General features: G+C 58.8%; 21 protein-coding genes and 1 tRNA gene. 9 read left to right on the plus strand and 13 right to left on the minus strand.

Annotated features, from left to right (window positions below):
* Positions 1-48: 48 nt before the first annotated feature.
* The 3 genes from Q0775_RS03350 to Q0775_RS03360 are packed head-to-tail and all read right to left on the minus strand — an operon-like array spanning position 49 to position 2,923.
* Positions 49-1,062 carry a YcjF family protein gene (locus Q0775_RS03350; RefSeq protein ID WP_298857915.1) on the minus strand — a complete coding sequence of 338 codons (1,014 nt, stop codon included), beginning with the start codon at positions 1,060-1,062 and terminating at the stop codon, positions 49-51.
* Positions 1,062-1,511, minus strand: coding sequence for a GNAT family N-acetyltransferase (locus Q0775_RS03355; protein ID WP_298857916.1), 450 nt, complete (start codon positions 1,509-1,511; stop codon positions 1,062-1,064). The genes Q0775_RS03350 and Q0775_RS03355 overlap by 1 nt, the downstream gene beginning before the upstream one ends.
* Entirely contained in the window at positions 1,508-2,923 is a 1,416-nt protein-coding gene (locus Q0775_RS03360; RefSeq protein ID WP_298857917.1) for a YcjX family protein, read from the minus strand. The genes Q0775_RS03355 and Q0775_RS03360 overlap by 4 nt, the downstream gene beginning before the upstream one ends.
* Positions 2,924-3,010: 87 nt before the next feature.
* Between Q0775_RS03360 and truA the strand changes: the two genes are divergently transcribed.
* The gene (gene truA, locus Q0775_RS03365) at positions 3,011-3,778 is read left to right on the plus strand and encodes a tRNA pseudouridine(38-40) synthase TruA (protein WP_298857918.1); all 768 of its coding nucleotides are present in this window, start codon (positions 3,011-3,013) and stop codon (positions 3,776-3,778) included.
* On the opposite strand, the gene Q0775_RS03370 is transcribed toward truA, so the two are convergent.
* The gene (locus Q0775_RS03370; RefSeq protein WP_298857920.1) at positions 3,775-4,284 is read right to left on the minus strand and encodes a hypothetical protein; all 510 of its coding nucleotides are present in this window, start codon (positions 4,282-4,284) and stop codon (positions 3,775-3,777) included. The genes truA and Q0775_RS03370 overlap by 4 nt on opposite strands.
* Positions 4,260-5,915 carry a hypothetical protein gene (locus tag Q0775_RS03375; protein ID WP_298857921.1) on the minus strand — a complete coding sequence of 552 codons (1,656 nt, stop codon included), beginning with the start codon at positions 5,913-5,915 and terminating at the stop codon, positions 4,260-4,262. Before Q0775_RS03375 ends, Q0775_RS03370 begins: the two co-directional genes overlap by 25 nt.
* A gap of 154 nt (positions 5,916-6,069) precedes the next feature.
* On the opposite strand from Q0775_RS03375, the gene Q0775_RS03380 reads away from it, so the two are divergent.
* The 3 genes from Q0775_RS03380 (at position 6,070) to Q0775_RS03390 (ending at position 8,402) form a co-directional block, all read left to right on the plus strand.
* Positions 6,070-6,675, plus strand: coding sequence for a 2-hydroxychromene-2-carboxylate isomerase (locus tag Q0775_RS03380; RefSeq protein WP_298857923.1), 606 nt, complete (start codon positions 6,070-6,072; stop codon positions 6,673-6,675).
* Positions 6,676-6,743: 68 nt separating this feature from the next.
* Complete coding sequence (locus tag Q0775_RS03385; protein ID WP_298857924.1) at positions 6,744-7,940, plus strand: FAD-binding oxidoreductase; 1,197 nt, start codon at positions 6,744-6,746, stop codon at positions 7,938-7,940.
* Between the two features lie 18 nt (positions 7,941-7,958).
* Positions 7,959-8,402: a GNAT family N-acetyltransferase gene (locus Q0775_RS03390; protein WP_298857926.1), complete on the plus strand. Its 444-nt coding sequence runs from the start codon at positions 7,959-7,961 to the stop codon at positions 8,400-8,402.
* Between the two features lie 2 nt (positions 8,403-8,404).
* Here the strand turns inward: Q0775_RS03390 and Q0775_RS03395 are convergent, their stop codons facing one another.
* Genes Q0775_RS03395 through Q0775_RS03405 form a run of 3 tightly spaced genes read right to left on the minus strand, consistent with a single transcriptional unit; the run spans position 8,405 to position 10,481 of the window.
* Complete coding sequence (locus Q0775_RS03395; RefSeq protein WP_298857928.1) at positions 8,405-9,724, minus strand: AarF/ABC1/UbiB kinase family protein; 1,320 nt, start codon at positions 9,722-9,724, stop codon at positions 8,405-8,407.
* Positions 9,721-9,945, minus strand: a complete 225-nt coding sequence (locus Q0775_RS03400; RefSeq protein ID WP_298857929.1) for a TIGR03643 family protein — start codon at positions 9,943-9,945, stop codon at positions 9,721-9,723. Before Q0775_RS03400 ends, Q0775_RS03395 begins: the two co-directional genes overlap by 4 nt.
* The gene (locus tag Q0775_RS03405) at positions 9,942-10,481 is read right to left on the minus strand and encodes a CIA30 family protein (RefSeq protein ID WP_366863032.1); all 540 of its coding nucleotides are present in this window, start codon (positions 10,479-10,481) and stop codon (positions 9,942-9,944) included. Before Q0775_RS03405 ends, Q0775_RS03400 begins: the two co-directional genes overlap by 4 nt.
* A gap of 145 nt (positions 10,482-10,626) precedes the next feature.
* On the opposite strand from Q0775_RS03405, the gene Q0775_RS03410 reads away from it, so the two are divergent.
* From Q0775_RS03410 to Q0775_RS03420, 3 genes are read left to right on the plus strand one after another with little or no spacing between them, the layout of a single operon-like run.
* Positions 10,627-11,283 (plus strand): ABC transporter ATP-binding protein, encoded by a 657-nt coding sequence (locus tag Q0775_RS03410; RefSeq protein ID WP_298857930.1) that lies wholly within the window; start codon positions 10,627-10,629, stop codon positions 11,281-11,283.
* Positions 11,280-13,676 (plus strand): FtsX-like permease family protein, encoded by a 2,397-nt coding sequence (locus Q0775_RS03415; protein WP_298857931.1) that lies wholly within the window; start codon positions 11,280-11,282, stop codon positions 13,674-13,676. Before Q0775_RS03410 ends, Q0775_RS03415 begins: the two co-directional genes overlap by 4 nt.
* The gene (locus Q0775_RS03420) at positions 13,666-14,721 is read left to right on the plus strand and encodes a lipocalin-like domain-containing protein (protein WP_298857932.1); all 1,056 of its coding nucleotides are present in this window, start codon (positions 13,666-13,668) and stop codon (positions 14,719-14,721) included. The genes Q0775_RS03415 and Q0775_RS03420 overlap by 11 nt, the downstream gene beginning before the upstream one ends.
* A 12-nt stretch (positions 14,722-14,733) precedes the next feature.
* Here Q0775_RS03420 and Q0775_RS03425 read toward each other — a convergent pair whose 3' ends face one another.
* The 3 genes from Q0775_RS03425 to Q0775_RS03435 all read right to left on the minus strand — a co-directional run bounded on the left by Q0775_RS03425 (position 14,734) and on the right by Q0775_RS03435 (position 20,749).
* Entirely contained in the window at positions 14,734-15,114 is a 381-nt protein-coding gene (locus Q0775_RS03425; protein WP_298857933.1) for a carboxymuconolactone decarboxylase family protein, read from the minus strand.
* Between the two features lie 54 nt (positions 15,115-15,168).
* Positions 15,169-18,375: a reductive dehalogenase gene (locus tag Q0775_RS03430; RefSeq protein WP_298857934.1), complete on the minus strand. Its 3,207-nt coding sequence runs from the start codon at positions 18,373-18,375 to the stop codon at positions 15,169-15,171.
* Positions 18,376-18,457: 82 nt separating this feature from the next.
* Entirely contained in the window at positions 18,458-20,749 is a 2,292-nt protein-coding gene (locus tag Q0775_RS03435) for an arginine/lysine/ornithine decarboxylase (protein ID WP_298857935.1), read from the minus strand.
* Positions 20,750-21,481: 732 nt separating this feature from the next.
* Between Q0775_RS03435 and Q0775_RS03440 the strand changes: the two genes are divergently transcribed.
* Positions 21,482-21,832 carry a hypothetical protein gene (locus tag Q0775_RS03440; protein ID WP_298857936.1) on the plus strand — a complete coding sequence of 117 codons (351 nt, stop codon included), beginning with the start codon at positions 21,482-21,484 and terminating at the stop codon, positions 21,830-21,832.
* Positions 21,833-22,050: 218 nt separating this feature from the next.
* Here Q0775_RS03440 and Q0775_RS03445 read toward each other — a convergent pair.
* Positions 22,051-22,138: transfer RNA gene (locus tag Q0775_RS03445), tRNA-Ser, on the minus strand.
* 364 nt (positions 22,139-22,502) lie between these two features.
* On the opposite strand from Q0775_RS03445, the gene Q0775_RS03450 reads away from it, so the two are divergent.
* A complete protein-coding gene (locus tag Q0775_RS03450; RefSeq protein ID WP_298857937.1) occupies positions 22,503-24,452 on the plus strand; it encodes a tetratricopeptide repeat protein in 1,950 nt (649 codons plus the stop codon).
* Here the strand turns inward: Q0775_RS03450 and ychF are convergent.
* On the minus strand, positions 24,449-25,546 hold the full coding sequence (gene ychF / locus Q0775_RS03455) for a redox-regulated ATPase YchF (RefSeq protein ID WP_298857938.1): 1,098 nt from the start codon (positions 25,544-25,546) through the stop codon (positions 24,449-24,451). The genes Q0775_RS03450 and ychF overlap by 4 nt on opposite strands.
* Positions 25,547-25,602 lie beyond the last annotated feature (56 nt).

Raw genomic sequence — 25,602 nt, forward strand, 5'->3', positions numbered from 1 at the left:
TTTCAGCACCCTATCGGTCTGGTGCAGGAGTTCACAGTAAGGAAAACCTTAACTGCTTTTATCGGACTTCCCGAACAGCCCACCAAGGCTGGCCGTGATAATGCTGCGTACCTTGGGGCGGCGTGCGGCGGAAAAGGGCAGCGGGCGGCAGACTTCCATCGCGGCAACACCCACACGCGCGGTGAGTGCCCCGTTCACCAATCCCTCACCAAAGCGGCGGCTGAGTTTGCCCAAAAGCGAGCCCCCAAGGATCGGTTCAAGCATATCATCGCCCACAGCCACCGCACCCGTTGCCACCAAATGCGACAGCACCGCACGGGTCAGTCGCCAGCTGCCAAAAAAACCTGAGCGCCCACCGTAAACTTCGGCAATACGGCGGATCATGCGCAGGTTGGAGGTAAGAGCAGCGGCAACATCTGCCAAAGCAAGCGGCACCAAAGCCGTAACAGTCGCTACCTGACGCGCGGCGGCTTCAACTTCGCGCTGTGCAGCAATGTCCAGTGGTCCAAGCACTTCGGCCTCCGCTACGGCCAGAAGGCCCGCCGCATCAAGTTGGTCGCCGCGCAACTCGGCCAGCCGCTCACGACCCCACCGCGTATCTTCGCGCCCTTTATAGAGGTGCACCAAACGGTCCGTGGCATCCCGCGCTGCCGCCAGATCATCGTGGGCCAAAGCCTCTGTCGCGCCGTGACGCAACCCGTCAAGGCGCCCCAAACGGCCAAAGGCCGCCAGTTCGCGCAGGGCCACCAGTGCTAGCACCAGCAAGAACGTCCCCATCAGCACCGACATGACCAGTCCGACAAGCGGATAACGCGCCATCAAATCGGTGATAAAGGTCCAAGCAGTAATCGAGACAAAAGCCCCTACAAGTATCGCGGCCAAGCCCCAGAACAGACGCATCAAAAAGGAGGGTTTGCGTGCGGCCAAACGGGCGGCGATCTGCATCGCTTGGCCCTGAGGGGCCTCTTGGCCAATGCTGTCCATAACCATCGGTGCCTCGGAGACTGACGGAGCGGGCGTGCCGTCTTGCTCCAGATCAAACAGAATTGGGCCTTTGGCCATTATTCTGTCTCCTTGTGCCACTCAAACCGCATATCGGGGAGATGCGCGTCATTGCCTGCACCGTCCGTGTGCTGAACCGCGACAAATCCCGCTTTCTCGTAAAACCGCGTCGCGCGGTCATTGGCCTGATAACTCCAGAGCCCCAGTTTTTTCGCATTGCGCTTTGCGTCATTCATCAGCGCACGCGCGACACCCTTGCCCTGCATGTCGGGACGCAGGCATAGCGCATGGATTTCCGTACCTTTCCGCCCGATCCAGCCGACAATAACATCATCAACAAAGGCGACCCGCACCCAGCCTGCATCGATCATATCCCCGATCAGCTTAATCTCTTCAGCAGAGCTGTAGAGCTGCGGCAACCAGTCAAGCCGCGCATTCGCAGCCGCCAGAATATCTGCCAGTTTGCTAGGCCCCATCGAGCCCGCAGGTCGGATCATCACAGGGGTCATAGCCGGTCTCCGATTAAAAATTCTGCCGCGCGGTCGAGCCTGATGTGCGGTGGTCCATCACCGGATCGCAAGGTAAGCGGCGCAGGGGCAAATCGCATGATTTGGTAGTCGGCGTCCAGCCATTTCTCCGCCCCCGCCCGTGCAGGGCTGAGCAAATGGGCAGGATCATCGGGCAATGCACCAGGGTAGAACGCCGCCTGTTTGCCCGTGTCCAGCAGCGTGCCGCGCACCACATCGAGCGGTGTGCCCTCATGGGTCATCGTGTCTTCGGTTGTGGCACGCAACGAGGCGATGGCCATCGCTTGGGTCTTTGCCCCGGCAAACCGCGCACGCTCCCGTGCATCGCGGGTCAGCGCCTCCATAATCGCGGTGAGTTGGGCATGTTGGCTGTGGTGCAGATGATCCGCCTTGGTCGCGGCAAAGAGGATTTTTTCAACCCGTTTGCCCCCCAGAAGGCCGCTGAGAAAGCTGTTACGCCCCGGGCGGAAGGCACCCAGCGTCTCGCTCATCGCAGCGCGAAGGTCTTCCACAGCAGGTGGGCCAGCATTTATTGCGCCCAAGGCATCGACCAGAACAACCTGACGGTCGATGCGGGCAAAATGATCGCGAAAGAATGGCTTCACCACTTCGCGCTTATACGCCTCGAACCGCCGCGCCATTTCGCGACGCAGGCTTTTGCGGCCATCCCCATCGGCGGCTGGCAGCGGCGCAAAGGTCAACACAGGTGAGCCAGCCAAATCACCGGGCAGCAAGAAACGCCCCGGTGTGCAGTCAGAAAAACCATCGGCCCGTGCTTGGGAAAGGTAGGCTGCAAAACTCTGCGCCAATGCTTTTGCCTGAGGCTCTTCAAGCTGTGCTTGGGGATCAGTCGCCCCTACAAGCGCCAGATAAGCCTCGGCCTGCGCACGCGATGCAATACGGGCAAGCGTTTGTGCACTCCAATCATCATAGCTGATGTCGAGCAGCCCCAAATCCAGCAGCCATTCACCAGGGTAATCGACGATATCCAAATGGATCGTGCGCGGTCCTTTCAAGCCTGACAACAGGCCATTGGGTCGGACACGAAGGCTCAGCCGCAACTCTGACACCGCACGCGTGCTGTCGGGCCAACTTGGTGTTTTTGCCGTGAGCGCGGCCAGATGCGCCTCGTATTCAAAGCGCGGGATCGTGTCATCGGGCTGGGGCTGCAAAAACGCAGCCTCAATCCGCCCCTCACCTGCCGCCACCAAACCGGGCATGCGCCCACGGTCCATCAGGTTGGCCACCAACGATGTTATGAAGACGGTCTTGCCCGACCGCGCAAGGCCCGTGACGCCCAAACGGATTACCGGCTCAAAGAATGTCTCGGACACAGTATCCTGTACGGCCTCGACCTGGCGCCAGATACCATCAGCGATTTGAGAAATTACCACACGCAGCCCTGCCCTAAATCTGTTACTCTACATAGGAGTAAAGTGCAGGGATTGCCACAGGCCAGCCCCCGCGATAAAGCCCCTTTTATGCCTAGATATGCTCTTCAAGTTGAATATGACGGTGCGCCGTTCCACGGCTGGCAGCGCCAGAATGATTTTCCCTCCGTCGCGGGGGCGATTGAAGACGCGCTGGCCAAGCTGGAAAAAGGCCCGCACAAGATCGCTGCCGCAGGGCGCACGGACCGCGGCGTGCATGCGCTGGGCCAGATTGCCCATTGTGATATGGTGCGCGACTGGACACCGTTCCGCCTGTCCGAGGCGATCAATTATCATCTCAAGCCTCACCCCGTAGCGATTGTAAACTGCGCCCAAGTGCCTGACACATTCCACGCACGGTTCGGCGCGGTGGAGCGGCGGTATCTGTTCCGCATTCTGCCCCGCCGTGCGCCGCTGACACATCTGCGCGGCTTTGTTTGGCAGATCAAGCAGGAGATGGACCTCGACGCCATGCGCGATGCCGCCACTGTTCTGGTGGGCCGCCATGACTTTACCACCTTCCGCTCGACAATCTGCCAATCCGCCAGTCCTGTGAAGACGGTGGACAAGATCGGGATCGAGGCGGTCGAGACCAACTACGGTACCGAAGTGCATTTCGACGTGCGTGCGCGATCCTTCCTGCACAACCAAGTGCGCAGCTTTGTCGGCACGCTGGAGCGGGTTGGTTGTGGCTCGATGACGGCTGCAGATGTGCAGGCTGCGTTGGCTGCCCGTGATCGCGCAGCTTGTGGTCCTGTGTGTCCACCACATGGCCTGTATCTGGCGCAGGTTAGTTACCCAGAGCCGCTCTTCGACTAATCGTTATCTGTTAGCCCAGCGCCCGCGCCTGACAGGCGTGATGCCTCGCTTTCTGGAACCAGCAATGCCGCAGCCAATGCCGTCCATGCGGCCTGAGTTTCCTCGGCCAAGTCGACACGATGCACCGCAGCGCGGGGCGCGGGGCGATTAAGATCAAGATGCACAGTGCCGCTTTCGGTTAGCGCAGCCACACAGGGCAATGCCGCGACATAACTCTGTGCCAGTGGGCTGTCTTCGGGATCAAGTACACCTGTTGCAATGCCTTCGACCTGACTTTCAGCGATACGAGTGAGTGCGAGGGGAAGATTGACAATCGGACCTTCGGGCAAGGCGGCAAGGGCGGCGTCCAGTGCCGCGACATCCCGCCCCGCCGTGAGATGCACCACTGCCGCAGCCCCGAATTGCGCCGCTTGGGCAGGCGGTGCGCCTGCGCCCCGCGCCGCTTTTGTCGCCAGCACCATCACTTCGTTGACCGAGCGTGTCACGCGGCAAACACTGGCAACCACCAGTCGTCACCACCCTGCCCGAGGTCCTCTGCCAAAGGTGCACCTTGGCAAAGCGTGATGCGGGTCCAGCGGTCCGACTTGGGGTCAAACTTAGACGCGCCAAAAAACGACAGCTTGCAGCGCAGCATATCAATCGGCAGACAGCTTTGTGCGATGAGATTGTCGCGTATCTCGGCGTAGGGGTATCGCGCACTCAGCGTCACCCGCTCTACCGCCAGCGCATGTTCAGGGTGGCGGGCAAGGAGGGTCGAGACAGGCTCGGGCCTTTGCGGCAGATCAGCATAGGCGGCATGCACCCGCCGGCCGATATCAAGCGGGGATTCCAGTGCCGCCCCCTCCTCCTCAAACCGCAAGCCAAGGCGCGGCTCCATCTTTTCCTCGGAGACATACCAAAACTGCCCGCAGTTTTGCGGAGCGGTGTAGTTCACGCCCAGCGCCCAGCCAAACTCTGCTTCCATCTGCGCCCTGAGCGCATCCGTATCGCTCAGCGGCGTCGCAAAGGCACCGTAAGGGTCGGCCATGCACTCGGTCAAACCATCCACCAGGTCGCCAAAAGGCTCAATCAGCAAAGCCGCCATCAATTCTTCGACATTTTCGCCCATGCTCTGGCTGGCGCGCATCACGGCATCAAGGGGCCGAACACCTGTGAGCCTTTCAGACGCAAGCAAGTCAACAGCATGGCTCCACGCTTCCCGCAAAGTGTTGATCCGTGCCTGATGCACGGCGTCTGGCACCCTCCACTGTTCAAGATGAGCGGCGGCGCGCTGCGCAAGCACGCCAATGCGCGCGATCTGCTGGGGCGAGAGTCTCTCAATCGCACGCACCCGCGCCAGCGCCGTCTCACGCACCAGCATCCAGTTGTTCAGCAGCACCGGATGGTTCACGAGGAAGGGCGCCATGCCGAGGCCTGTGGAGTTGCCAATGCCAAGGTGTCTCTTGATCACGGGATCAAGTGTTCCCTGCCCCACATGCTCCACCAGTGCATGGGTGAAATGACGGATTAGCCAAACGGTGAGCATCTCGGCCGCAAACGGCCCTTCGAGCCCCGCACGCGTGTCAAAGGTAGCGCGGTCGGCAATCCCGAATTTACCGTTGCCGTAGACGGCAGTCGTCCGCATGAGATAACCGACATCACGGATCATCGCGAGGTCAGGCTGCCGCCCCGCGCGCAGTGCCTCGATCACATGGGCAAACAAGCGGACGGATTTATTGGCGCGGCTCAGGATCAGATCGCGCGGACCAAAACGCCCCGCCTCCTGAAGTGGCGCATTGGCCGTGATCCGCGCAATGTCTTCTGCGTCAGGAATGCCATCGAACAGGACATAGGCGCTGTCCCATGCCGTCGCGATGACACGGTCGGTGCGCATCTCGGGCGGTAAATCGGTTGAAATTGCAACCAACGAATAAGTATGCCCGCCCAGATCAACGCTGAACACGCCATGCCCGAACCCTTCGGCACACATCTGCCACTCGCGGCGCACCACATGCGCCTGCTCCTCGGCAAGGCGGCGCAGGAGGCTGCGCAGGAATGACAGCCGCGTGGGGAACATCGACCCCATAAGCGACAGCCGCATCACGGTGTCGGGCGGGCGCAGGGGCATCTGCGGCGGCGCTTCAAAGATGTCTTTCATGGCAGCACTCCCGAACCTTGCCTTGGCAGATCACCGCGTGCTGGTGCTTCACCAAAGGGGGATCTTCCTCACATTGATGGCGCAGGCCACCTTGTCAGTCTAGCCAAAATGCGATCTCTGGGAGGCGTCACGCGACAGCGCAGAGGAGAAACATATGGACACCCCGCAGATTGAGTACTTTTATTCAGCCCATTCCGCATATGCCTATCTTGGCGCTCCCACTTTGACGCGCATTGCCAAGGATACCGGCGCGAAAATCGTCCACCGCCCTTTTGACTTTATGCCCGTCGTCCAAGCCGCAGGTGCCACAGGATTCAAACAGCGTAGTGCTGCCCATATCAACTATTTCTTTGGTCGCGAGGTGCGGCGCTGGGCGCAGTGGCGGGAACTGGAAATCCTCGACTTTCGCCCGACCCATCACGACAATCCGCTTGGCACTGCCAGTGGGATGATCCTTGCCGCAACAGACCCCGACGCGCTCAGCTTTGCCATTCTTCAGGCCCATTGGCGCGATGATGCGGATATTGCGGATCGCGCCACTCTGATGACAATCGCCCACGACTGCGGCGAAAATTCTCAAGCATTGATGGATGCAGCCGCCAGCGCGGATGTCCAAGCACAGTTTGCCGCCAATACCGCAGAAGCCATCGCGCGAGGCGTTTTCGGCTCCCCCACCTATTTCGTGGGCGGTGACATGTTTTACGGACAAGACAGGCTCGAAATGGTGGCCCGTGCAATTACGCAGCCTTTCGCGCCCTGAAAACGGGCTAGGCAAGATCAGCGCCCCGTGATTAGGTCACAGCAAAACACCTGCCAGAAAGTACCCTTATGCAAGCACCCGTTCACACCAGCTATGATGTCGTTATTGTCGGCGGTGCCATTTATGGATCCTCCGTGGCGTGGTGGCTCACGCAGATGTCAGGATTTGACGGCAAGGTGCTGGTGGTCGAGCGCGATCCGACTTACGAATTCGCCTCCACCTCACACACCAACAGCTGCATCCGCCAGCAGTTCAGCAATGCCACCAACATCTCGGTGAGCCAGTTCGGCGCGAAATTCATCCGTAATTTCCGCGAATTCATGGGCGGAAGCGAGGAAGTCCCGCACCTGAGCCTGCAAAGCTATGGCTATATGTATCTCGCCGACACGCCAGAATTTGCCGAAACGCTGAAAGAAGCGCAGGCGGTGCAACAATCGCTGGGCGCGGCCACCCGCCACATGAGCCGCGACGAGATCGCCGCCGAATATCCGTTCTACCAGCTGGATGATATTGTTGGGGCCAATCACAATCTTGTCGATGAGGGCTATTTTGACGGCGGTACGATGTTTGACTGGTTCAAACGTGCGGCCCGCGCCAATGGCGTCGAATATATCCACAATACCGTCACCGCCATGACCCGTGTGGGCGATGCCGTACAGAGCGTCACACTGGCCGATGGAACTGTTGTGGCGTGCGGCACTGTGGTGAACGCATCCGGGCCGAGTGCAGTTGAGACCGCCAGAATGGCAGGCCTCGATATCCCGGTGGCCCCGCGCAAGCGCTATACCTTTATTTTCGATGCGGCACAGCCGCTCGACCGTGATCTGCCACTGACGATTGATCCCTCCGGCGTGCACATGCGCTCGGAGGGGAAATACTACCTTGCGGGCTGCCCACCCGATGAAGACCCCGATGTGGCCTATGACGATTTCGCCTTTGATCACAGCCTGTGGGAGAACAAAGTCTGGCCCACCATTGCCACCCGCATCCCGCAATTCGAGGCAATCAAAGTGATCAATGAATGGGTTGGCCACTATGCCTTTAACACCTTTGACCAGAACGCCCTGCTAGGCCGCGCACAAGACTGCCCTAACTTCATCTTCGTGAACGGGTTCTCCGGTCATGGCCTGCAACAGTCCCCCGCCATGGGGCGCGGCATCGCCGAACTTATCGCCTATAATGAATACCGCAGCCTTGATCTCAGTGCCTTTGACGTGAACCGCGCCGCGCGCGGGGAACGTTTTCTGGAAAAAGCTGTCATCTAATCCAAAGAGGAAAAGCATATGTCTGTCACCGTGCGCCCTGTTGCCCAAACTGACAAAGCAGCTTGGGAAGTCCTCTATCAGGGCTATGCCAAATTCTATCACGTCGACCAGACCAAAGAGATGCGCGACCGCGTTTGGGGCTGGATCACCGACCCCGATCACGAAGTGAACTGCTTTGTCGCCGAACAGGACGGCATCCTCATCGGGCTGACCCATTACCGCCCGTTCTTCTCCCCGCTGAGTGCGAACGTCAAAGGCTTTCTCGATGATCTGTTTGTCGACCCTGCTACCCGGGGCTCTGGTGCGGCCCAAGCGCTGATCGAAGCGGTGAGTGCCAAGGGCCGTGAAAAAGGCTGGGCTGTTATCCGCTGGATCACTGCCGACGATAACTACCGCGCGCGCGGGGTCTATGACAAAATAGCCACGCGCACAGGCTGGGTCACGTACGACATCCCGCTTTAGCGTTATGGGCCGATATGGGCGCGGACCATATCCGCCACAGGCAACTTCGCCCCAAGTCGCGCACCGAGCAGGAACATGCCCGCAAATTTGCGTTGGAGATAAAGCACTTCCATCGGCACAACAGGCGGCACAAAACCGTCCCGCGCCAAGGCTTCGCCCTTGATCTGGATCTCACGGGTCAGGGTCGTATCAGAGAAATCGAACATCGGCACCCTCAGCCCGTCAAACGCCATGTGCACCAGTTCAAAGACCTGAGCGCGATGAGGCTTGGAGGTAGTTTCATCAATAAATCCGAGGGTTACACAGAGTTCCTCAACACGCCCACGCTCCGCATTCAGGCCACATCTGAACATCTCCCCATAAAGTTTTGAAATCTCAATACTTAATTCTCGCGTCGCACCAAAATCCAGCAGTATGATCGCCCCTGTTTCGGGATCATACCGATAATTTGCAAAGTTAGGGTCGCTCTGCATCAACCTGAATTCAAACAGTTCCTTGAGGGTAAGATCAATCAATCGCTGCATGATCAGATTACGCTGCGCCTGATCTTCTTCCACCGCCTCCTCAATCGGGCTACCCGCGACAAAACTCATCGCAAGGATGCAGTCGGTACTCCAATCCTCATAGACCTCGGGCAGCACAAACCCTTCACTCCCCGCCAGCAGATCACGAAAACGGTTGAGGCAAGCGGCCTCGCGCAGATAGTCGGTTTCCTCATGCAACTGCCGCGCGGCTTCCTCCAAGTAAGGCGTCAGCGCAAATCCCTCTGGCAGCATCCCAGACATCTTGATCAACGCGCCAACATTAGCCACGTCACTGTCAATGCTGCGCGCTACACCAGGGTATTGCACCTTGATCGCCATATCGCGCCCATCGCGGGTTTGCGCACGGTGCACCTGCCCGATGGAGGCCGCAGCAATAGGGCGCACATCAAAGCGGGCAAAGTCGCGCAGCCAGCCTGCGTGCCACTGCGCGCACAGCACTTTCTTGAGCTGTGCAGGCGGCATGAAATGCGCATCGTCGCGCAGACGCGCCATAATCTGGGCCAGTTCAGGGGGCAGCATATCGCCCGTATCCATCGAGACCAGCTGCCCGATCTTCATCGCCGCCCCGCGCATCTTGGCCAATTGATCCGCAACCCGTGTCACATTCGACGGGGTGAGCAACAGCCCGCGCCAATCCGGCCGCTCGCCCCGTCCCAGTTGCGCCATGCCGCCCAGCGCCATGTTTCCTGCCACACCTGCCGTCATCGCACCAAGGCGCGACAAACGGCCCAGACGGCTGGCTGGCACAGCGAGGCCTCTATCGCGCGGTCCGCTCATTTATACTGTTCTCGCCGTGTGCCAAAAGCATGCACCCGCTTGCGCCACGCCCGGTAGCTGCCTGCCTTGAGTTCACGCCGCATCAGTGCCTGCACTTCTTTCTCGGACAGGCCGTATTCCATCTCGATTGTCGCGAACGGAACATGATCGCTCAGGGCCATCTGGATTATGGCACTAACGTCTGCGACGGCGAGCACCCTTTGCTTTTCGGGTCCGCTCATTTGTAGAACCTTATGCCTGAGACCGCGATGTCCGCCTCCATCTCTGCGCCAATGGCAAGGATGCCCAGCCGCCGCAATCTGGCGGGGTCAAACGCGGCATCGGTTCTATGTGCCTCAAAAGTGGACCATGGAAGGCGCACGATTTGCCATTCCTGCGAAGGCTCTATGACAGCCCGGTACGACTGCCATGGACGTGTCAGCTGATCCGTGCGCAGCCGCAATTCGTAACCTGATCCAAAACCGCGCAGATCAACTTCGACGCCAAGCCATCCAGATGCATCAAATATATCGCCATGCGCCAGATCAAATGCCATTTGAATAAAGCCGCCGTTATTCTCAAGCGAGACAGTCCCCGTCAGGTGCACCGCATCGCGCCCCTCCACGTCGCCCCTTGTGATTTGGCCAGAGGAGACGCCGCCCATTACCGTATCTGCGACATATTCCCAATCGGGTCTCAACTCCATCACGCTTTCTCCTGCTAGGGCTGGTGCAACGAAAAGCGCCAGTGCCAGAACCGCCTGCATTGTTCTCGGCATATGGACCTCCATCGTCGCTAACGTTGATTTAGTGGCGAATGCCCTGCTGACCAGCCCTGCCGCGACAAATGGACTTCAGCGCTGCGCCTTCTGGTGGCCCTTTGCCCGTTATGAGATAGATAACTTGATAGCCACGGAGGGCTCTATGTTGCTGCACGTCACCGATCTCAAGAAATCCTATGCGGGCGCGGACGAGTTTATACCCGTTTTGCGCGGCATTGATATGGAAGTCACCAGTGGTGAGACAATGGCTCTGACCGGCGAAAGTGGTTCAGGCAAAAGCACGCTGCTGCACCTGATCGGCGGACTTGATACAGCGGATTCAGGTTCGATTGTGATGAACGGGCAGGATATCAGCAGCATGGATGATGCAGGCCGTGCCGCTGTGCGCCGCCACTCTGTCGGGATTATCTTCCAGCAGTTCAATCTCATCCCTTCGCTCGACGTTTCCGCCAACATTGCGTTTCAGGCGCGACTGGCAGGTGTGTATAATAGCGCAAAAGCGGATGAATTGGCGGCGGCCCTCGGATTGGGCGATCAGCTGCGCAAATATCCCGAGCAACTGTCGGGCGGCCAGCAACAACGCGTGGCAATTGCCCGTGCATTAGCTGCCAAACCCCGGCTGATCCTCGCGGACGAGCCTACGGGCAATCTGGACGAGGCGACCGCCGCAGAAGTTATGGCGCAAATGTTGGCGCTGGTGGCCCAAACAGGCGCGGCCTTGGTCATGGTCACCCACTCACCACGGCTGGCAGGCCAGATGGGACGGCAATTACACCTGAGCAAAGGGTTGCTCGCGTGATCGCAACAGGACTTTCCGCACTTTGGTCCCATTGGCGGCGCAACCCGCTCCAGCTGTTTACGCTCGTCGCCGGGCTGGCACTGGCCACGGCACTTTGGTCGGGTGTGCAGGCGGTCAACTCAGAGGCCCGCGCCAGTTATGACGCCGCTGCTGCCACGTTGGGCGAAGGGCAATACGACCAACTCCTGCCCAAAGCGGGGGAGGATATCGCGCAGGAGACATTCATCGCATTGCGACGTGCAGGCTGGCTGGTCGGACCTGTGATCGAGGGGCAAATTGGCGCGGCAGGCGCACAGGTCCGCCTTGTGGGCATTGATCCACTCACCGCCCCGGGGGGATTGGGACCAGTGGCGGGCGGTAGCATCGCGCTGCCCGATTTTCTGGAGGATCGCCCTGTCTTTGCAAACGCCGCAACCGCCGCCAAGCTGGAAGGCTTTATCGATGCACCCATCGTGGTGGAGCCAAGCATCGCGCCCGACACAGCCATCACGGATGTTTTTGTGGCCCAGCGCGTTCTGGATGCCCAAGGCAGCCTGAGCCGTCTAATAGTCGCCACAGAGCAGCCTATGGGTCGGCCACCGCTTGAGCGGATTGCGCCCGCTCTAACCCGCCGCCCTGCACAAGGTGGCTCTGACGTAGGGCGGCTCACAGACAGCTTTCACCTCAATCTCACCGCCTTCGGGTTGCTTAGCTTTGCTGTGGGCATCTTCATCGTACATGGTGCGATCGGCCTTGCCTTCGAGCAGCGGCGTGGCATGGTGCGCACCTTGCGGGCCTTGGGCATGCCTTTGCGCAGCTTGATTGCGCTCATGGCGGCGGAGTTGCTGGTGCTGGCGCTGATCGGCGGGGCAATCGGTGTGTGCCTTGGCTATCTGGTCGCGGCAAGTCTGCTGCCTGATGTGGCTGCCACGCTAAAAGGGCTGTACGGGGCACAGGTCTCTGGCACGCTCCAGCTTCGGCCTGCGTGGTGGCTGTCGGGCTTGGCGATCTCGGTTCTTGGCACAGGCATTGCGGCGACGGGTGCGCTGGCCTCGGTGGCGCGGATGCCGTTGCTGGCCAGTGCGCGACCACGTGCATGGGCGACCTCACGCGGCGTGATGCGGCAAGTACAGATGACAGCGAGCATCGGTTTGCTGGGCCTTGCGGGTATCCTCGCTGCCTTTGGCAACGGGCTGGTCATGGGGTTTGGTCTGCTGGCCTGCTTGCTGATCGGGGCAGCTTTGGCGCTGCCACTGCTGCTGGACGGGGCGCTGCGGCTGGCGGCATCCCTCGCACGTGGAGTTACAGCGCAGTGGTTCTGGGCCGACACGCGCCAACAGCTGTCAGGCCTGAGCCTTGCACTCATGGCGCTCCTATTAGCAATGGCAGCCAATGTTGGGGTCTCTACGATGGTGTCGAGTTTTCGGCTCACCTTCACTGGCTTTCTGGACCAGCGCCTCGCCTCCGAACTTTATGTGAGCACAGAAAGCATCGAGCAGGCCCGCGCCCTTGAGGCATTTGCGGCTACACGCACCTCCGAGGTGCTACCGCTGCTGTCGGTAGAGTCTGAACTGGCTGGCCTGCCAGCCGAGCTCTATGGCGCACGGATTGGTGCGACATACCGCGAAAACTGGTCCTTGCTCGCATCCTCCCCGCAGGTTTGGGATCTAGTGGCGGCAGGGGATGCTGTGCTGGTTAATGAGCAACTGGCGCGGCGTGCCGGTATTTGGGTCGGCGATGCGCTGACTGTTGCGCCTGAAACAACACTTCCTATTGCGGGTGTCTTTGGCGACTATGGCAACCCGATCGGCCAAGCGATCGTCAGCGAGCCCCTGTTTGCGCAACTCCATCCGCAGGTGCGTGCCACCCGCTTTGGTCTACGCACTGACGATGCCGGCAGCCTGCGCGTCGCCCTTACGGCTGAGTTTGGCTTGCCTGCACAAAGCATTACGGATCAGGCCCAGATCAAAGCATTCTCGCTGGGCGTGTTCGAGCGGACATTCACTGTTACGGCTGCGCTAAACGTGCTGACCCTGACTGTGGCGGGGTTTGCGATCTTTATGAGCCTGCTCACGCTGGCGGGCATGCGCGTGCCGCAACTGGCGCCCGCATGGGCGCTGGGGATGACGCGGCGGCGGCTGGGGCAGCTGGAGCTGATCCGCGCTGTCGTGCTGGCCGCCCTCACGGCCGCCTGTGCCTTGCCACTAGGGCTGGCACTGGCGTGGGTTCTGCTTACAGTGGTGAACGTCGAGGCCTTTGGCTGGCGCCTGCCGATGTACGTATTCCCGCGTGACTATGCGGTGCTGGGGCTGTTTGCGCTGGGGGCGGCAGTTCTGGCCGCCGCATGGCCTGCACGCAAAATGTCCCGCACACCGCCTGCGGATTTGTTGAAGGTGTTTGCCAATGAACGTTAAGGCCACTCTTTTCGCGGCATTTCTCGCGCTTGCGGCACCGCTGCCTGCGACGGCCCAAGGGTTCGGCGGCTTGGGCAGTGCGGCGGATGAGGCATTTGCCGTTCCCACCCCTGCGCCCACATTTGATTTCCCTGCCGATCACGGCGCACATCCTGAGTACCGGATCGAGTGGTGGTATCTGACAGCCAACATGACCGGACCTGATGGCACAGCATACGGCCTACAATGGACGCTCTTCCGCTCGGCCCTTGCGCCGTTCGAGACAGACGGTTGGGACAGTCCGCAAATATGGTTCGGTAATGCCGCCGTCACGACCCCCGCCGCGCATTACACCTCCGAACGGTTCGCCCGTGGCGGCACCGGACAAGCAGGCGTGACCGCCGCACCGTTTGAGGCGTGGATTGACGAATGGCACATGCGCGGGGAAACCTTTGACGTCTTGAACCTGCGCGCGGCGGGTCCGCAATTCAGCTATGATATCGCGCTGACCGCTCAGGGGCCGCTTGTTTTCCACGGCGACGATGGGTTTTCAGTCAAGTCCGAACAGGGCCAAGCCAGCTATTACTACTCCCAACCCTTCTTCGATCTCTCTGGCACACTGAGCTTGCCCGAGGGGGATGTGGCGGTCGCAGGCACCGCTTGGCTCGACCGGGAATGGTCGTCCCAGCCGCTGGCATCGGACCAGACGGGATGGGACTGGTTCTCGATCTCGTTTGATGCGGGTGAAAAGCTGATGGGTTTCAGGCTGCGCCAATCCGATGGCAGCTATTACACCTCTGGCACATGGATCATGCCTGACGGGCAGACAACCGCCCTGCCCAACGGCAGCTTTGACGCGGAACCACTGGAGAGTGTAGATGTCGGCGGCCGCGAGGTGCCAGTGCGCTGGCAATTACGCGTGCCAGATTTCGATGTCGATGTGACTGTAGCGGCGATCAATCCGCAGTCGTGGATGGAGATGGCAGTGCCTTATTGGGAGGGGCCTGTGACAGTGTCAGGCAACCGCAAGGGCATCGGATACCTTGAGATGACAGGCTACGATTAGGCGGGTGTACCCTTAGTCCAGCTCGAGCACCCGGCGGGCTACGCGAAAACATTCAAGCGCCTGAGGGACGCCGCAATAAATACCGATCACGTGGATGATCGCGCGAAGCTCCTCTGGTGTGACGCCATTTTTGATCGCGCCTTTGCAGTGGATTTCCCACTCTGTCATCTTGCCCAGCGCACCGATCATTGACAGATTCATCATGCTGCGCGTTTTGGCATCGATGACATCGTCGCCCCAGCCGAAACCCCAACACCATGCAGTCATCGCTTCTTGAAACGGCCGCGTAAAATCATCTGCAGCGGCGAGGTTCTTCTCCACATACTCTGCACCCAGCGTCGCCTTGCGTTCCTCTAATCCCTTGAGAAACAGTTCCTCATCAAAAATACTCATATTCAAATCTTTTCATAAAGTTACATTTTATAGCTAAAGCTTTACCTGAATGGATCAGAGGTCCACTTCGATCACACCATCCGCATGAGCCGCGCGGGACTGACACAGAATGACCGCCGTCTCGCGCTGTGCCTTGGACAGAACAAAATCGCGGTGCTCGACCTCTCCTGACACCAAACCGCATTTGCATACGCCGCACAGACCATCGGCGCATTTCACGTCCAGATGCACACCATTTTCGGCCAGTACGTCCGTCGCCGCACGGTCCGCAGGCACCAGCAGATCGCGGCCCGATTTGGCAAGCCGCAGAGTAAAGGCGTGGTTCTCGTAGTCGGGCAGTTCGGGGACCGAAAAATACTCAAGATGCAGCGCTTCGTCGGGGAGACCAGCAGCTGTGGCCACCTGCATCACCGCATCCATATAGCGGGTCGCACCACAGGTGTAGACATGGGTGCCCTCTGGCTGGGCGTCAAAGATTTGCGCCAGATCGGCGCGCCTGCCCTCATCCGATATATGCAGGGTCACATTGTCCGCCCATCCAAAGCTGGCAATGTCATCCAGCAGGCCCATCGTGCTGCGCGAACGGCCTGAATAATGCAACTCGAACGACTGCCCCTTGGCGTGCAGCGCATGGGCCATCGCAATCATCGGTGTGATCCCGATCCCGCCGCCCATCAGCACGCTGTGAGAGGCCGCCTTGACCAAGGGGAAGTGATTGATCGGACGGGAGATAAACACACGCCGCCCTTTGGTGAAAATCCGCTGCATCAATTTGGAGCCGCCACGCCCCTCCTCCTCGCGCAGCACTGCGATCTGGTAGCGCGAGCGGTCGGCAGGATCTCCAAACATAGAGTACTGCCGCAGGAATTCTGGCGCGATGACAATGTCCAGATGCGCACCCGCTTCCCATGGCGGCAGGTCGCTGCCGTCCAGCGAACGGAAGGCATATTTCGTGATGCCTTCGGCAGTGGTTTCCGCCTCCGATACTTCGACCTGAATAACAGGGCTGGTGCCATCAGCGGTATAGATATGGGCAACCTCATCGATTGTCCCGCGTGCCAAATGACCTTTGTATTCCTCGGCTGTCACCATGGCCTGATAGGCTTCAATCCCGGCCTCGCGGTCCATCATATAAGGATAGGGATAGGGGTGCGGCGCAAGCGTGGCAGGATAGACGGCAAGGGTTTGATCCTCATACTTCAGATCAAGTTCCTTTTGCAGCGCGCGGGTGTTTACCGGCACTTTTACCTTCTCATAGGCACCGCTGTCTTCGAGTTTAAGGTCCCACCACCACTTTTTGACGGGGTTGAGCGATCCCTTGCCCAGCGCATCGTCCAGCTTTGCCAGAACGGGGGCCGCTTTGGGGATGTTCATCGCGGCCCAGCGAAACGGCTTTTCCGCAAAAAGCCCCTCAAGGTTCCACGGGCAGGTTTTCATGCAGCGCCCGCACATCGCCCCACCTTCGGTAGTGAGGCGGTAGGTGGCGCATTTCTGGCTGTCGGATTTCCATATCTCATAGCCGTTAAACATCAGCTTTGGCCCTGCCGTGATCGCGCCAGAGGGGCATTCGCGCGCGCATTTGTTGCAGCTTTCGCAGAATTTTTGCAGACCGAAATCAATAGGTTTGTCATGCGCCATAGGCAGATCGGTTGTTACAACCCCCGATTTGAGACGCGGCCCCAGAAACGGGTTGAGGATGACCTCGCCGATGCGGCTCACCTCGCCCAAGCCTGCGAGCAATAGCAGCGGCGGCTGCAAAACTTCGCCGTCCAGCACGGTATGCGCCTTGGCGCTATAGCCCAGATTGCGGATCTGTTGGGCAATGACACCGCCAAGCAAGGAAAACCGCAGATAGGCCCGCATGGATTGGGCGACACTGATCCAGTCATCGCCGCTGGCCCCCTCCATCGTCTCGAACCCCTGATCGATAATAATACTGATGGCCTGATCGTGGGGCGGATTGAGCACATCACCACGCGCATCATGGCTGTACCATGTCCAGTCAGGACAGGCGGAAACGCCTACTGCGTCACAGCCCAGCCAATAGGCGGTCGCCTTGACCAGATCGGCAGCCTCTTGCGGGGGCAGTGTCACTTTTTCGGGGGCTGGTGAGCCATCCTGAAGCAGAACAAATGCGCCCAAGGCACGGCGCTGCGCCATGGAAGGCGCGGCCTTGCGGGCATAATATCCGCCGCCCGCAGCTTTTTGAACCGCCTTGCCCATATCGCCGAATTGCGCACGCGCAAACATATCCGTGCGCTTTGGCACCCGCGCCACGCGCGGCGCATCGATATAAGTGGTCGGGTCATCCACACGTTTCAGCGTCTCGAAGGGGTACGACCCATCGACAAACCGCCGCTTGGCATAAGGCACCGCGTTGGAGGCGTTGCGCGCATATTTACCCCCCACCCGCCAGCGCAGACCAAAGGCCGAGGCAGGCTGCTGGTCAAGTGGGACCAACGGCAGGTCAGGTGCCACCTCGAACGTGGTGGTAATCGCGGCAAGGCCAAAGCGGGTACTGATATAGGGATGGGTCAAGGCTCCCCGTTCTACCGTAGCGAGGCCTGCGGCAACGGCCAGCTTATTGAGGTCAACATCCGCGTCAGCAGCAGTATGCGCACGCGCCTCATATCCCAGCAGGCGAATATATTCCGCTAGAACAACGGCGGTCTCGGCCCCCAGCAGCCCCGCACGCTGTGCCTGTGCATCGCGGAACCAATCGGTACCACATTCACCCGCCTCGGGGTCGCGCGGATTCTCATAGAGGAAAACAATCGCATGGCTATGGCCCGTGACTGGCCCTGCGGGCGTTTTGATGGAATCCTTGAGATCGGCCATTATCATGTCGATGCCCGCGGCCAGTGTCTTGGTTTGGCGGGTTTGGAGCGCCTCGGCCAAGCGATCAAGCGCGGGGTTGCGGAGCGACACATCCAGCACGGCGGCCTGCGGCAAGAGACATGTCCCCACAATCGTAGCATCCGCGAAATAGCCGAATGATTTCAAATGCTCCGCCCGCAGGGCGGGATCATCGGGACATTCAGCACGCTGCGGGTTTAGCGCCCCGTGACGGATCGCATCAAGCATCGCCTGATATTCCTGCATCGCGTTCAAGACGCTGCGCGGATCGTCAGGACGCTCGAACGAGACGGCACCGTGGGCTGGTACGTGCCTGAGGTCCGGCACGCTAGTGCTGCGGGCCAAAAGCTCGCAAGGGTAGCCGCCCATGTGCACAGGTCTGTCTTTGCTGGAAAAGAACTTCATGGGGGCGCTAACTATTTTGTTTCGAAGCAAGCTAAAGCTTAGCCGAGACAATTGTTAACGTCACCCCATCACGATGGCGCCCTTAATCTTGCGCCACACAATCCGCAAAATACTGTAGCTGCCCGTTTTCGTCCTCTTGCTGCACCAGACCATGGATGTCGGTTTCGAACCCTGGGCATTCGCGGGCAAAAGCGCGGTTGAATTTGAGATATTCAACGATCTTCTTGTTGAACACTTCACCTGGGATGAGCAGCGGGATGCCGGGGGGATAGGGTGTCACAAGGCTGGTCGTGATCCGCCCCACCAGTTCATCAATGGACACACGCTGGGTTGTGCGTGCCGCGATGCAAGAGAACGCCGCCGTGGGCGTCATCTGGGGTGTGTGATCACTGAGGTAGATGTCTGTGGACAGGATCGCCACGTCATATTTCGAATAGAGCGAGTGCACATGCTGGCACAGATCACGCAGACCCATCTGCTCATAGCGCGGCTGTTTGGCGCAGAATTCGGGCATGCAGCGCCACATGGGGCGGTTTTTGTCATAGTCGTCTTTGAACTGCTGCAATTCGGTCAGCAGGGAATTCCAGCGGCCTTTTGTGATGCCAATCGTGAACATCACGAAAAAGCTGTAAAGCCCCGTTTTCTCAACCACAACGCCGTGCTCTGCGAGATACTTGGTGACGATAGAGGCAGGTATCCCCGTCTCGTCAAATCGCCCGTCAAGGTTGAGACCTGGCGTGATCAGTGTCGCCTTGATCGGATCCAGCATGTTAAAACCGGGGGCCATGTCGCCAAAGGCATGCCATGATTCCTCACCGTCCGCAGGCTGCACGCCTTCTGCATCGGTTTTTTGCAACACCCAGCCTGACGGGTCATCTACACCCTCATCACCAAGGTCGTCAGGCCCCCAAACCTTGAACCACCAATCCTCGCCATATTCATCATCGACTTTTCGCATTGCGCGGCGAAAATCGAGGGATTCGAGGATGCTTTCCTCAACCAGCGCCCGCCCACCTGGTGGTTCCATCATCGCAGCCGCCACATCGCAACTGGCGATGATGCTGTATTGCGGGCTGGTGGAGGTGTGCATGAGGTAGGCCTCATTGAACAGATGACGGTCAAGCTTGGTGTTCTGGCTGTCTTGCACCAGAACGTGGCTCGCCTGACTGATCCCTGCCAGCAATTTGTGAATCGATTGCGTAGCATAAGTCACCGGCTGCAAAGGGCGCTCTCGTTTGCGACCCATGGCGTGGAAGTTGCCATAAAACGGATGAAATGCGGCATGAGGCAGCCATGCTTCGTCGAAATGCAGGTTGTCGATATACCCGTCGAGCAGATCCTTTATCGTTTCGGTATTATAGAGCACACCGTCATAGGTAGACTGCGTCAACGTAATAATGCGTGGTTTGACCGTTTCCGCATCCACATGGGCAAGCAGCGGGTTTGCACGTATTTTTTGGCGGATAGCCTCAATTTCAAACTCGGCTTTCGGGATCGGGCCAATGATGCCGTAATGGTTGCGGGTAGGCTTCATAAAGACGGGTATCGCGCCCGTCATGATGATGCTGTGCAGGATGGATTTGTGGCAGTTACGATCGACCACCACCACGTCACCGGGAGCGACAGTATGATGCCAGACCATCTTGTTTGACGTCGAGGTGCCATTGGTCACAAAAAAGCAATGATCCGCGTTGAATATCCGCGCCGCGTTGCGCTCGGACGCACCAATAGCACCGTTATGATCAAGAAGCTGGCCTAATTCCTCCACCGCGTTGCACACATCTGCACGTAGCATATTTTCGCCGTAAAACTGGTGGTACATTTGGCCGATCGGTGATTTCAAAAACGCGACGCCTCCAGAGTGGCCCGGGCAGTGCCATGAATACGAACCGTCCTCGGCGTAGTCGAGCAGCGCCTTGAAGAACGGCGGCTGGATGCCTTCAAGGTATTTTTTGGCGTCGCGGATTATATGACGGGCCACAAATTCGGGCGTGTCCTCGAACATATGGATAAAGCCGTGCAACTCACGCAGGATGTCGTTGGGCAAATGGCGTGAGGTCTTTGTCTCACCATAAATATAGATCGGCACATCGGCGTTTTTCCAACGCACCTCCTCAATGAAATTGCGCAGATTGACCACTGCGGGATCAAGATCTGGACCATCCTCGAACTCTTCATCATCAATGGAGAGCACAAAGGCGCTTGCTCGTGATTGCTGCTGGGCGAACTGGGACAGATCGCCATAGGTGGTGGCACCCAATACTTCGAACCCCTCCCCCTCTATGGCTTCGGCAATCGCGCGAATACCAAGGCCCGAAGAGTTGTCGGACCGAAAGTCCTCATCAATGATTACAATCGGAAAACGGAACTTCATAACTCAATCCTGCAAAAACGTGGACAGGCGCGCGCGCCGAAATAGCTCAGCGGCACGTAACTTGTTCCAATCCGTCACAATTGGAGAAGTATCGCCCTAAGACAGTAGTTATCTTTGCCGTGCCTGCCGTCAAGCGGCGAAAAACCATTGGCAAAGATGCCGTTCGGCATGATGGTTAAGCAAGACCTTCACAGCCTATTTCTCCAATTGAGTCGTCAGCACCTCACAGCTCCGAGCAACCCTATTAAGGTATATGCTGATAACAACAGCCGCTTGTCGTGGCAGATAGATTTCAGTGGTCCAGCCTGCTAAGACATTTCCAACACCGTCGACAGAATGCACAAATGGCTATAAGATATGACCTTAATAGTTGCGTGGCGCTTGAGGCGTTTCGTGGAAACGGTTGGCGATTTATCCACGCCCTGCATCACCCCCGAAAATGAACGAAAACCGTATGTTAATAATCGAGCCCAGAAATAAATTCTTGGGATTCGGTTTTGCGCCCACAGTTTTTTGTCTACATGACTTGGTCGGCGCAATCCGAGCTTTTCAACAGACGTCTAGTTACTGCCAATGATCGAGTTGCTGCCTTGGTAAATTACGGAAATCTATAACGTGTCGCTGTGCACGAAGCGGGCTAAACAGTTGATACCCATGCTTTGGGCTTGTATTTGCCCAAAGCCACCGCATCACATCACATCACATCACATCACATCAGAGAGTGGGCCGTAATTGAACCGGAAGCTAGGGGCATCGAAAAAACCGGCTATTAACGATCTGGCTGAGGCAACCGAGCTCGCCTTTCCAGCGCACGATTACTGCGGCCTGTATGCAAACAGTCTGCTGTTTCCGAGTACTAACCAAATTCTGGAATTGAATCCTCTCCAAGCTCTCCACACGAACTTGAACGCTGGTATGATGATCCTCCAAAAGCAGCCAAAAGACATCGCACAAATGCACGCTTCGACTATTCATAGGGCCAAAGATGCTTTTCCAGAACACCGCAAGATGAACGGCGCAAGCCTGTCGAAACCCCTGAAGGTTGTAGGAACATTCCCAACTCGTCAGCAAGGCAGTTCTTAGGTGGAATAACGACAGCTTGCAAAATACAAGGCCGCCCAGGTCACCAGCAAGACAACTCTCAGGAAGAGAGCTTCACATCCGTTACAAGCGCGCCCGATCTCAGGTCAGTCTGGGGCAAGCCCAAGACGACCTTAAAGCAGAAATGTACCTCGAAGGATACTCCACGCACCCACCTATAAAAAACATCGATACGTTTAAAGTTTTAAATGGGATGTAGGTGGCGGAGACGAAGGGATTCGAACCCTCGAACGCGTTAACGTTACTCCCTTAGCAGGGGAGCGCCTTCGACCACTCGGCCACGTCTCCGCTGTCCCGTTTAGCGATGGGGTCTGGGGAGGGCAAGGGGGTTTTTGGGGAGATTTTTCGAGGGGGTGCTTTGTGTACACCCCCTGTGCACCACCTGTACACTGGGGTGGCGGTAGTGGGATGCAGGTTGGAGGGCAGGAATTGGAGGGTCCCTGCCCTCTTTTGACCTTTAGAGGGGTGCTGAGGTCCCGCCGCTGGTGAGAGCCAGACAGAGGCGCAGGAGAATGGTGAGAGCGACGACCCAGCGGACAGGCACGCCAGACCTCTATTAGTTTGGAATACTCCAAGTCAGCTCCAAAGCTTTAGGTTGTGCAATCGGAGGGTTTCGTTACGATTTCAAAAACGGCGCACGATACTGGGTTTGATGGAACGGTTTTTACACGGTGTGAATGTCGGGGGCTGCTGCCTCCAGATGGTGACGGGGGCGGTCGAGATTGCCTCGACGGGGGGTGCATTGTCGGCTGTGGGTGCGGGTTTGTCTGCGCTGGCGATGCGTAAAGCCCCTGACCAACAGCGCGAGATTGCGCTGCGTATGGTGGGCGCACTGGAAGCGCATCTGGAGACGGCGCAGATACCGCAAGAATTGCAGAAACAGATTGTGCTGATCCTAGATAGTTTTGCGGTGACGCCGCAGGATATTGCCCGAGGTGATATTGTAGCGGTCAAGATTGCACAGCACATGCGCGGGCGGGTCGCGGCAGAAGCGATCATGGCGGAGCATCGCGAGGATGCGGTGCTGGACGCCTATGAAGCGATGTTGGCGGCGACACTGTTGCCGCTATGCCAACCGCAGACGCAAGCGGAGGCTAATGATCGGGAGGTGTTGGGCAGGCTCGCGGGGCTTGAGCAACTCATCAAATCGCAAAACGCCGATCAGCCGCTGCGGGATGCGGGGATCAGCGCGGAGGTTATCCTTGGGCTGGCGCGCAAGGCATCGGGGAGCACGGATAACCTTGAGCAAGCTTGGATCGACCTAACCGCGTTTTTCGAGGCGGCGTTGCAGGTGCAGGAACAGACCCCAGCCACGAACCACGCTGATTTTGTGGATGATGTGATCGCAATGACCCGTGATCTGGCGGCAAAGGGGGAGTATAGCCCTGCGCTGGACGCGATTGCTGATGCCCTTGCACGGGATGCGACAGAACAGGCGGCACAGCAGGAGGCGTTCCAGGCCCGCACCGCTCGCCTGATGCAGCGTCAGCGCAACTTGCTGGTGCTGAGCGATCCGAAAGAGGCGGCAACATTCCTTGTTGCTCAGGCGGACCGCACGGCAGGCGGGACAGCAGATTTTGAGGCACTGCGCCTTCTGCAAGACGAATTTGACGAGCGGGGCCGCGACAAAGGAACGGCAGCAGATTTGCTGATTGCGATTGAGGTATCAAACGCCACTTTGCCGCGCGCAATAGCGACCGAAGCGCGGGGGGCTGTGCTAAATGATCTGGCAATGGCGCTGCAAACCCTCGGGGAGCGGGAAAGCGGGACGGCGCGGCTGGATGAGGCGGTGCTAGCCTACCGCGAGGCGCTGAAAGAGTACACACGCAAGCGGGTGCCGCTGGAGTGGGCCACGACGCAGAACAATCTGGGAAATGCGCTGCGAACCCTCGGGTCGCGGGAAAGCGGCACAGCGCGGCTGGATGAGGCCGTTACGGCCTACCGTGAGGCGCTGAAAGAAAACACACGCGAGCGGGTGCCGCTGGACTGGGCAATGACGCAGAACAATCTGGGAAATGCACTACAAACCCTCGGGTGGCGAGAAAGCGGCACAGCTCGGCTGGATGAGGCCGTTACGGCCTACCGTGCGGCGCTGAAAGAGCGGACACGCGAGCGGGTGCCGCTGGAATGGGCCAAGACGCAGAACAATCTGGGAAATGCACTGCAAACCCTCGGGTCACGGGAAAGCGGCACAGCGCGGCTGGATGAGGCCGTTACGGCTTACCGCGAAGCGCTAAAAGAATGGACACGCGAGCGGGTGCCGCTGGAATGGGCCACGACACAGAATAATCTGGGAGGTGCGCTGCAAGCCCTCGGCGAGCGGGAAAGCGGCACGGCGCGGCTGGATGAGGCGGTGCTAGCCTACCGCGAGGCGTTAAATGAGCGGACACGCGAGCGGGTGCCGCTGAACTGGGCCACGACGCAATTCAATCTTGCGGGGATCTATATTGCGTATTTTGAGAAAGACGGGGCGGCGGCGTATTTGGACGTGGCAGAGCGCCACGCCTCATATGCGCGTGAGGTTTTTGATGAGGCGGGGGCTACGCATTATCTGGAGATGGCGGATACGCAGCTTGAGCGCATTCACTCCCTGCGGGACTAGTTATTAAACAAGAAGTGCAGCACATCGCCGTCTTTGACCGTGTATGCCTTGCCTTCCGCGCGCATTTTGCCCGCTTCCTTCGCCGGGCCTTCGCCGCCTAGGGATACAAAATCATCGTAGGCGATTGTTTCGGCGCGGATGAAGCCTTTTTCGAAGTCGCCGTGGATGACGCCTGCGGCTTTGGGGGCGGAGGTGCCGGACTTGATAGTCCATGCGCGGGCTTCTTGGGGGCCTACGGTGAAGTATGTCTCGAGGTGCAGCAGCTCGTAGCCTGCGCGGATGAGGCGGTCGAGGCCTGCTTCCTCCAAGTTCATGTCGTCGAGGAACATTTGGGCGTCCTCGGCGTCGAGCTGGCTGATTTCTTCTTCAATCTGGGCGGAGATGACCACGGCGGAGTTGCCTTGGGCTTCGGCCATTTTGGCGACGGCGGCGGAGTGGGCGTTGCCGTTGGCCGCATCATCCACGCCGACGTTACAGACATAGAGGACGGGTTTTGTGGTCAGCAGTTGCAGCATGCGCCATGCTTTTGCGTCGTCTTCGTCGATCTCGCAGGTGCGGGCGGGGTTACCTTCTTCAATAGCGGCTTGGGCCATAGCCAGCAGGCGGTCCTGTTGAACGGCGTCTTTGTCGTTGCCCTTCATCTTGCGCACGAGGCCTGCGCGGCGTTTCTCGATGGATTCGAGATCGGCAAGCATCAACTCGGTATCAATGGTTTCGGCATCGGCCACGGGATCGACGCGGTCCTCGACGTGGGTGACGTCATCGTCCTCAAAGCAGCGCAGCACGTGGGCAATGGCGTCCGTCTCGCGGATGTTGGCGAGGAACTGGTTGCCGAGGCCTTCGCCTTTGGACGCGCCCTTCACCAGACCCGCGATGTCGACGAATGTCATACGCGTGGGGATGATGGATTTGGACTTAGCGATCTCGGCCAGCGTGTCGAGGCGCGCGTCGGGGACAGCGACCTCACCCACGTTCGGCTCAATCGTGCAAAAGGGGAAGTTGGCGGCCTGTGCGGCGGCCGTGCGGGTGAGCGCGTTGAAAAGCGTTGATTTGCCCACGTTCGGCAGACCGACGATACCCATTTTGAAACCCATGATAGCATCCTCTTTTGCGTTTGCGCCGTGTTATGGCGAACGCGGTCGCTGTGCAA

The organism is uncultured Sulfitobacter sp. (assembly GCF_947499945.1).
Lineage (GTDB): Bacteria > Pseudomonadota > Alphaproteobacteria > Rhodobacterales > Rhodobacteraceae > Sulfitobacter.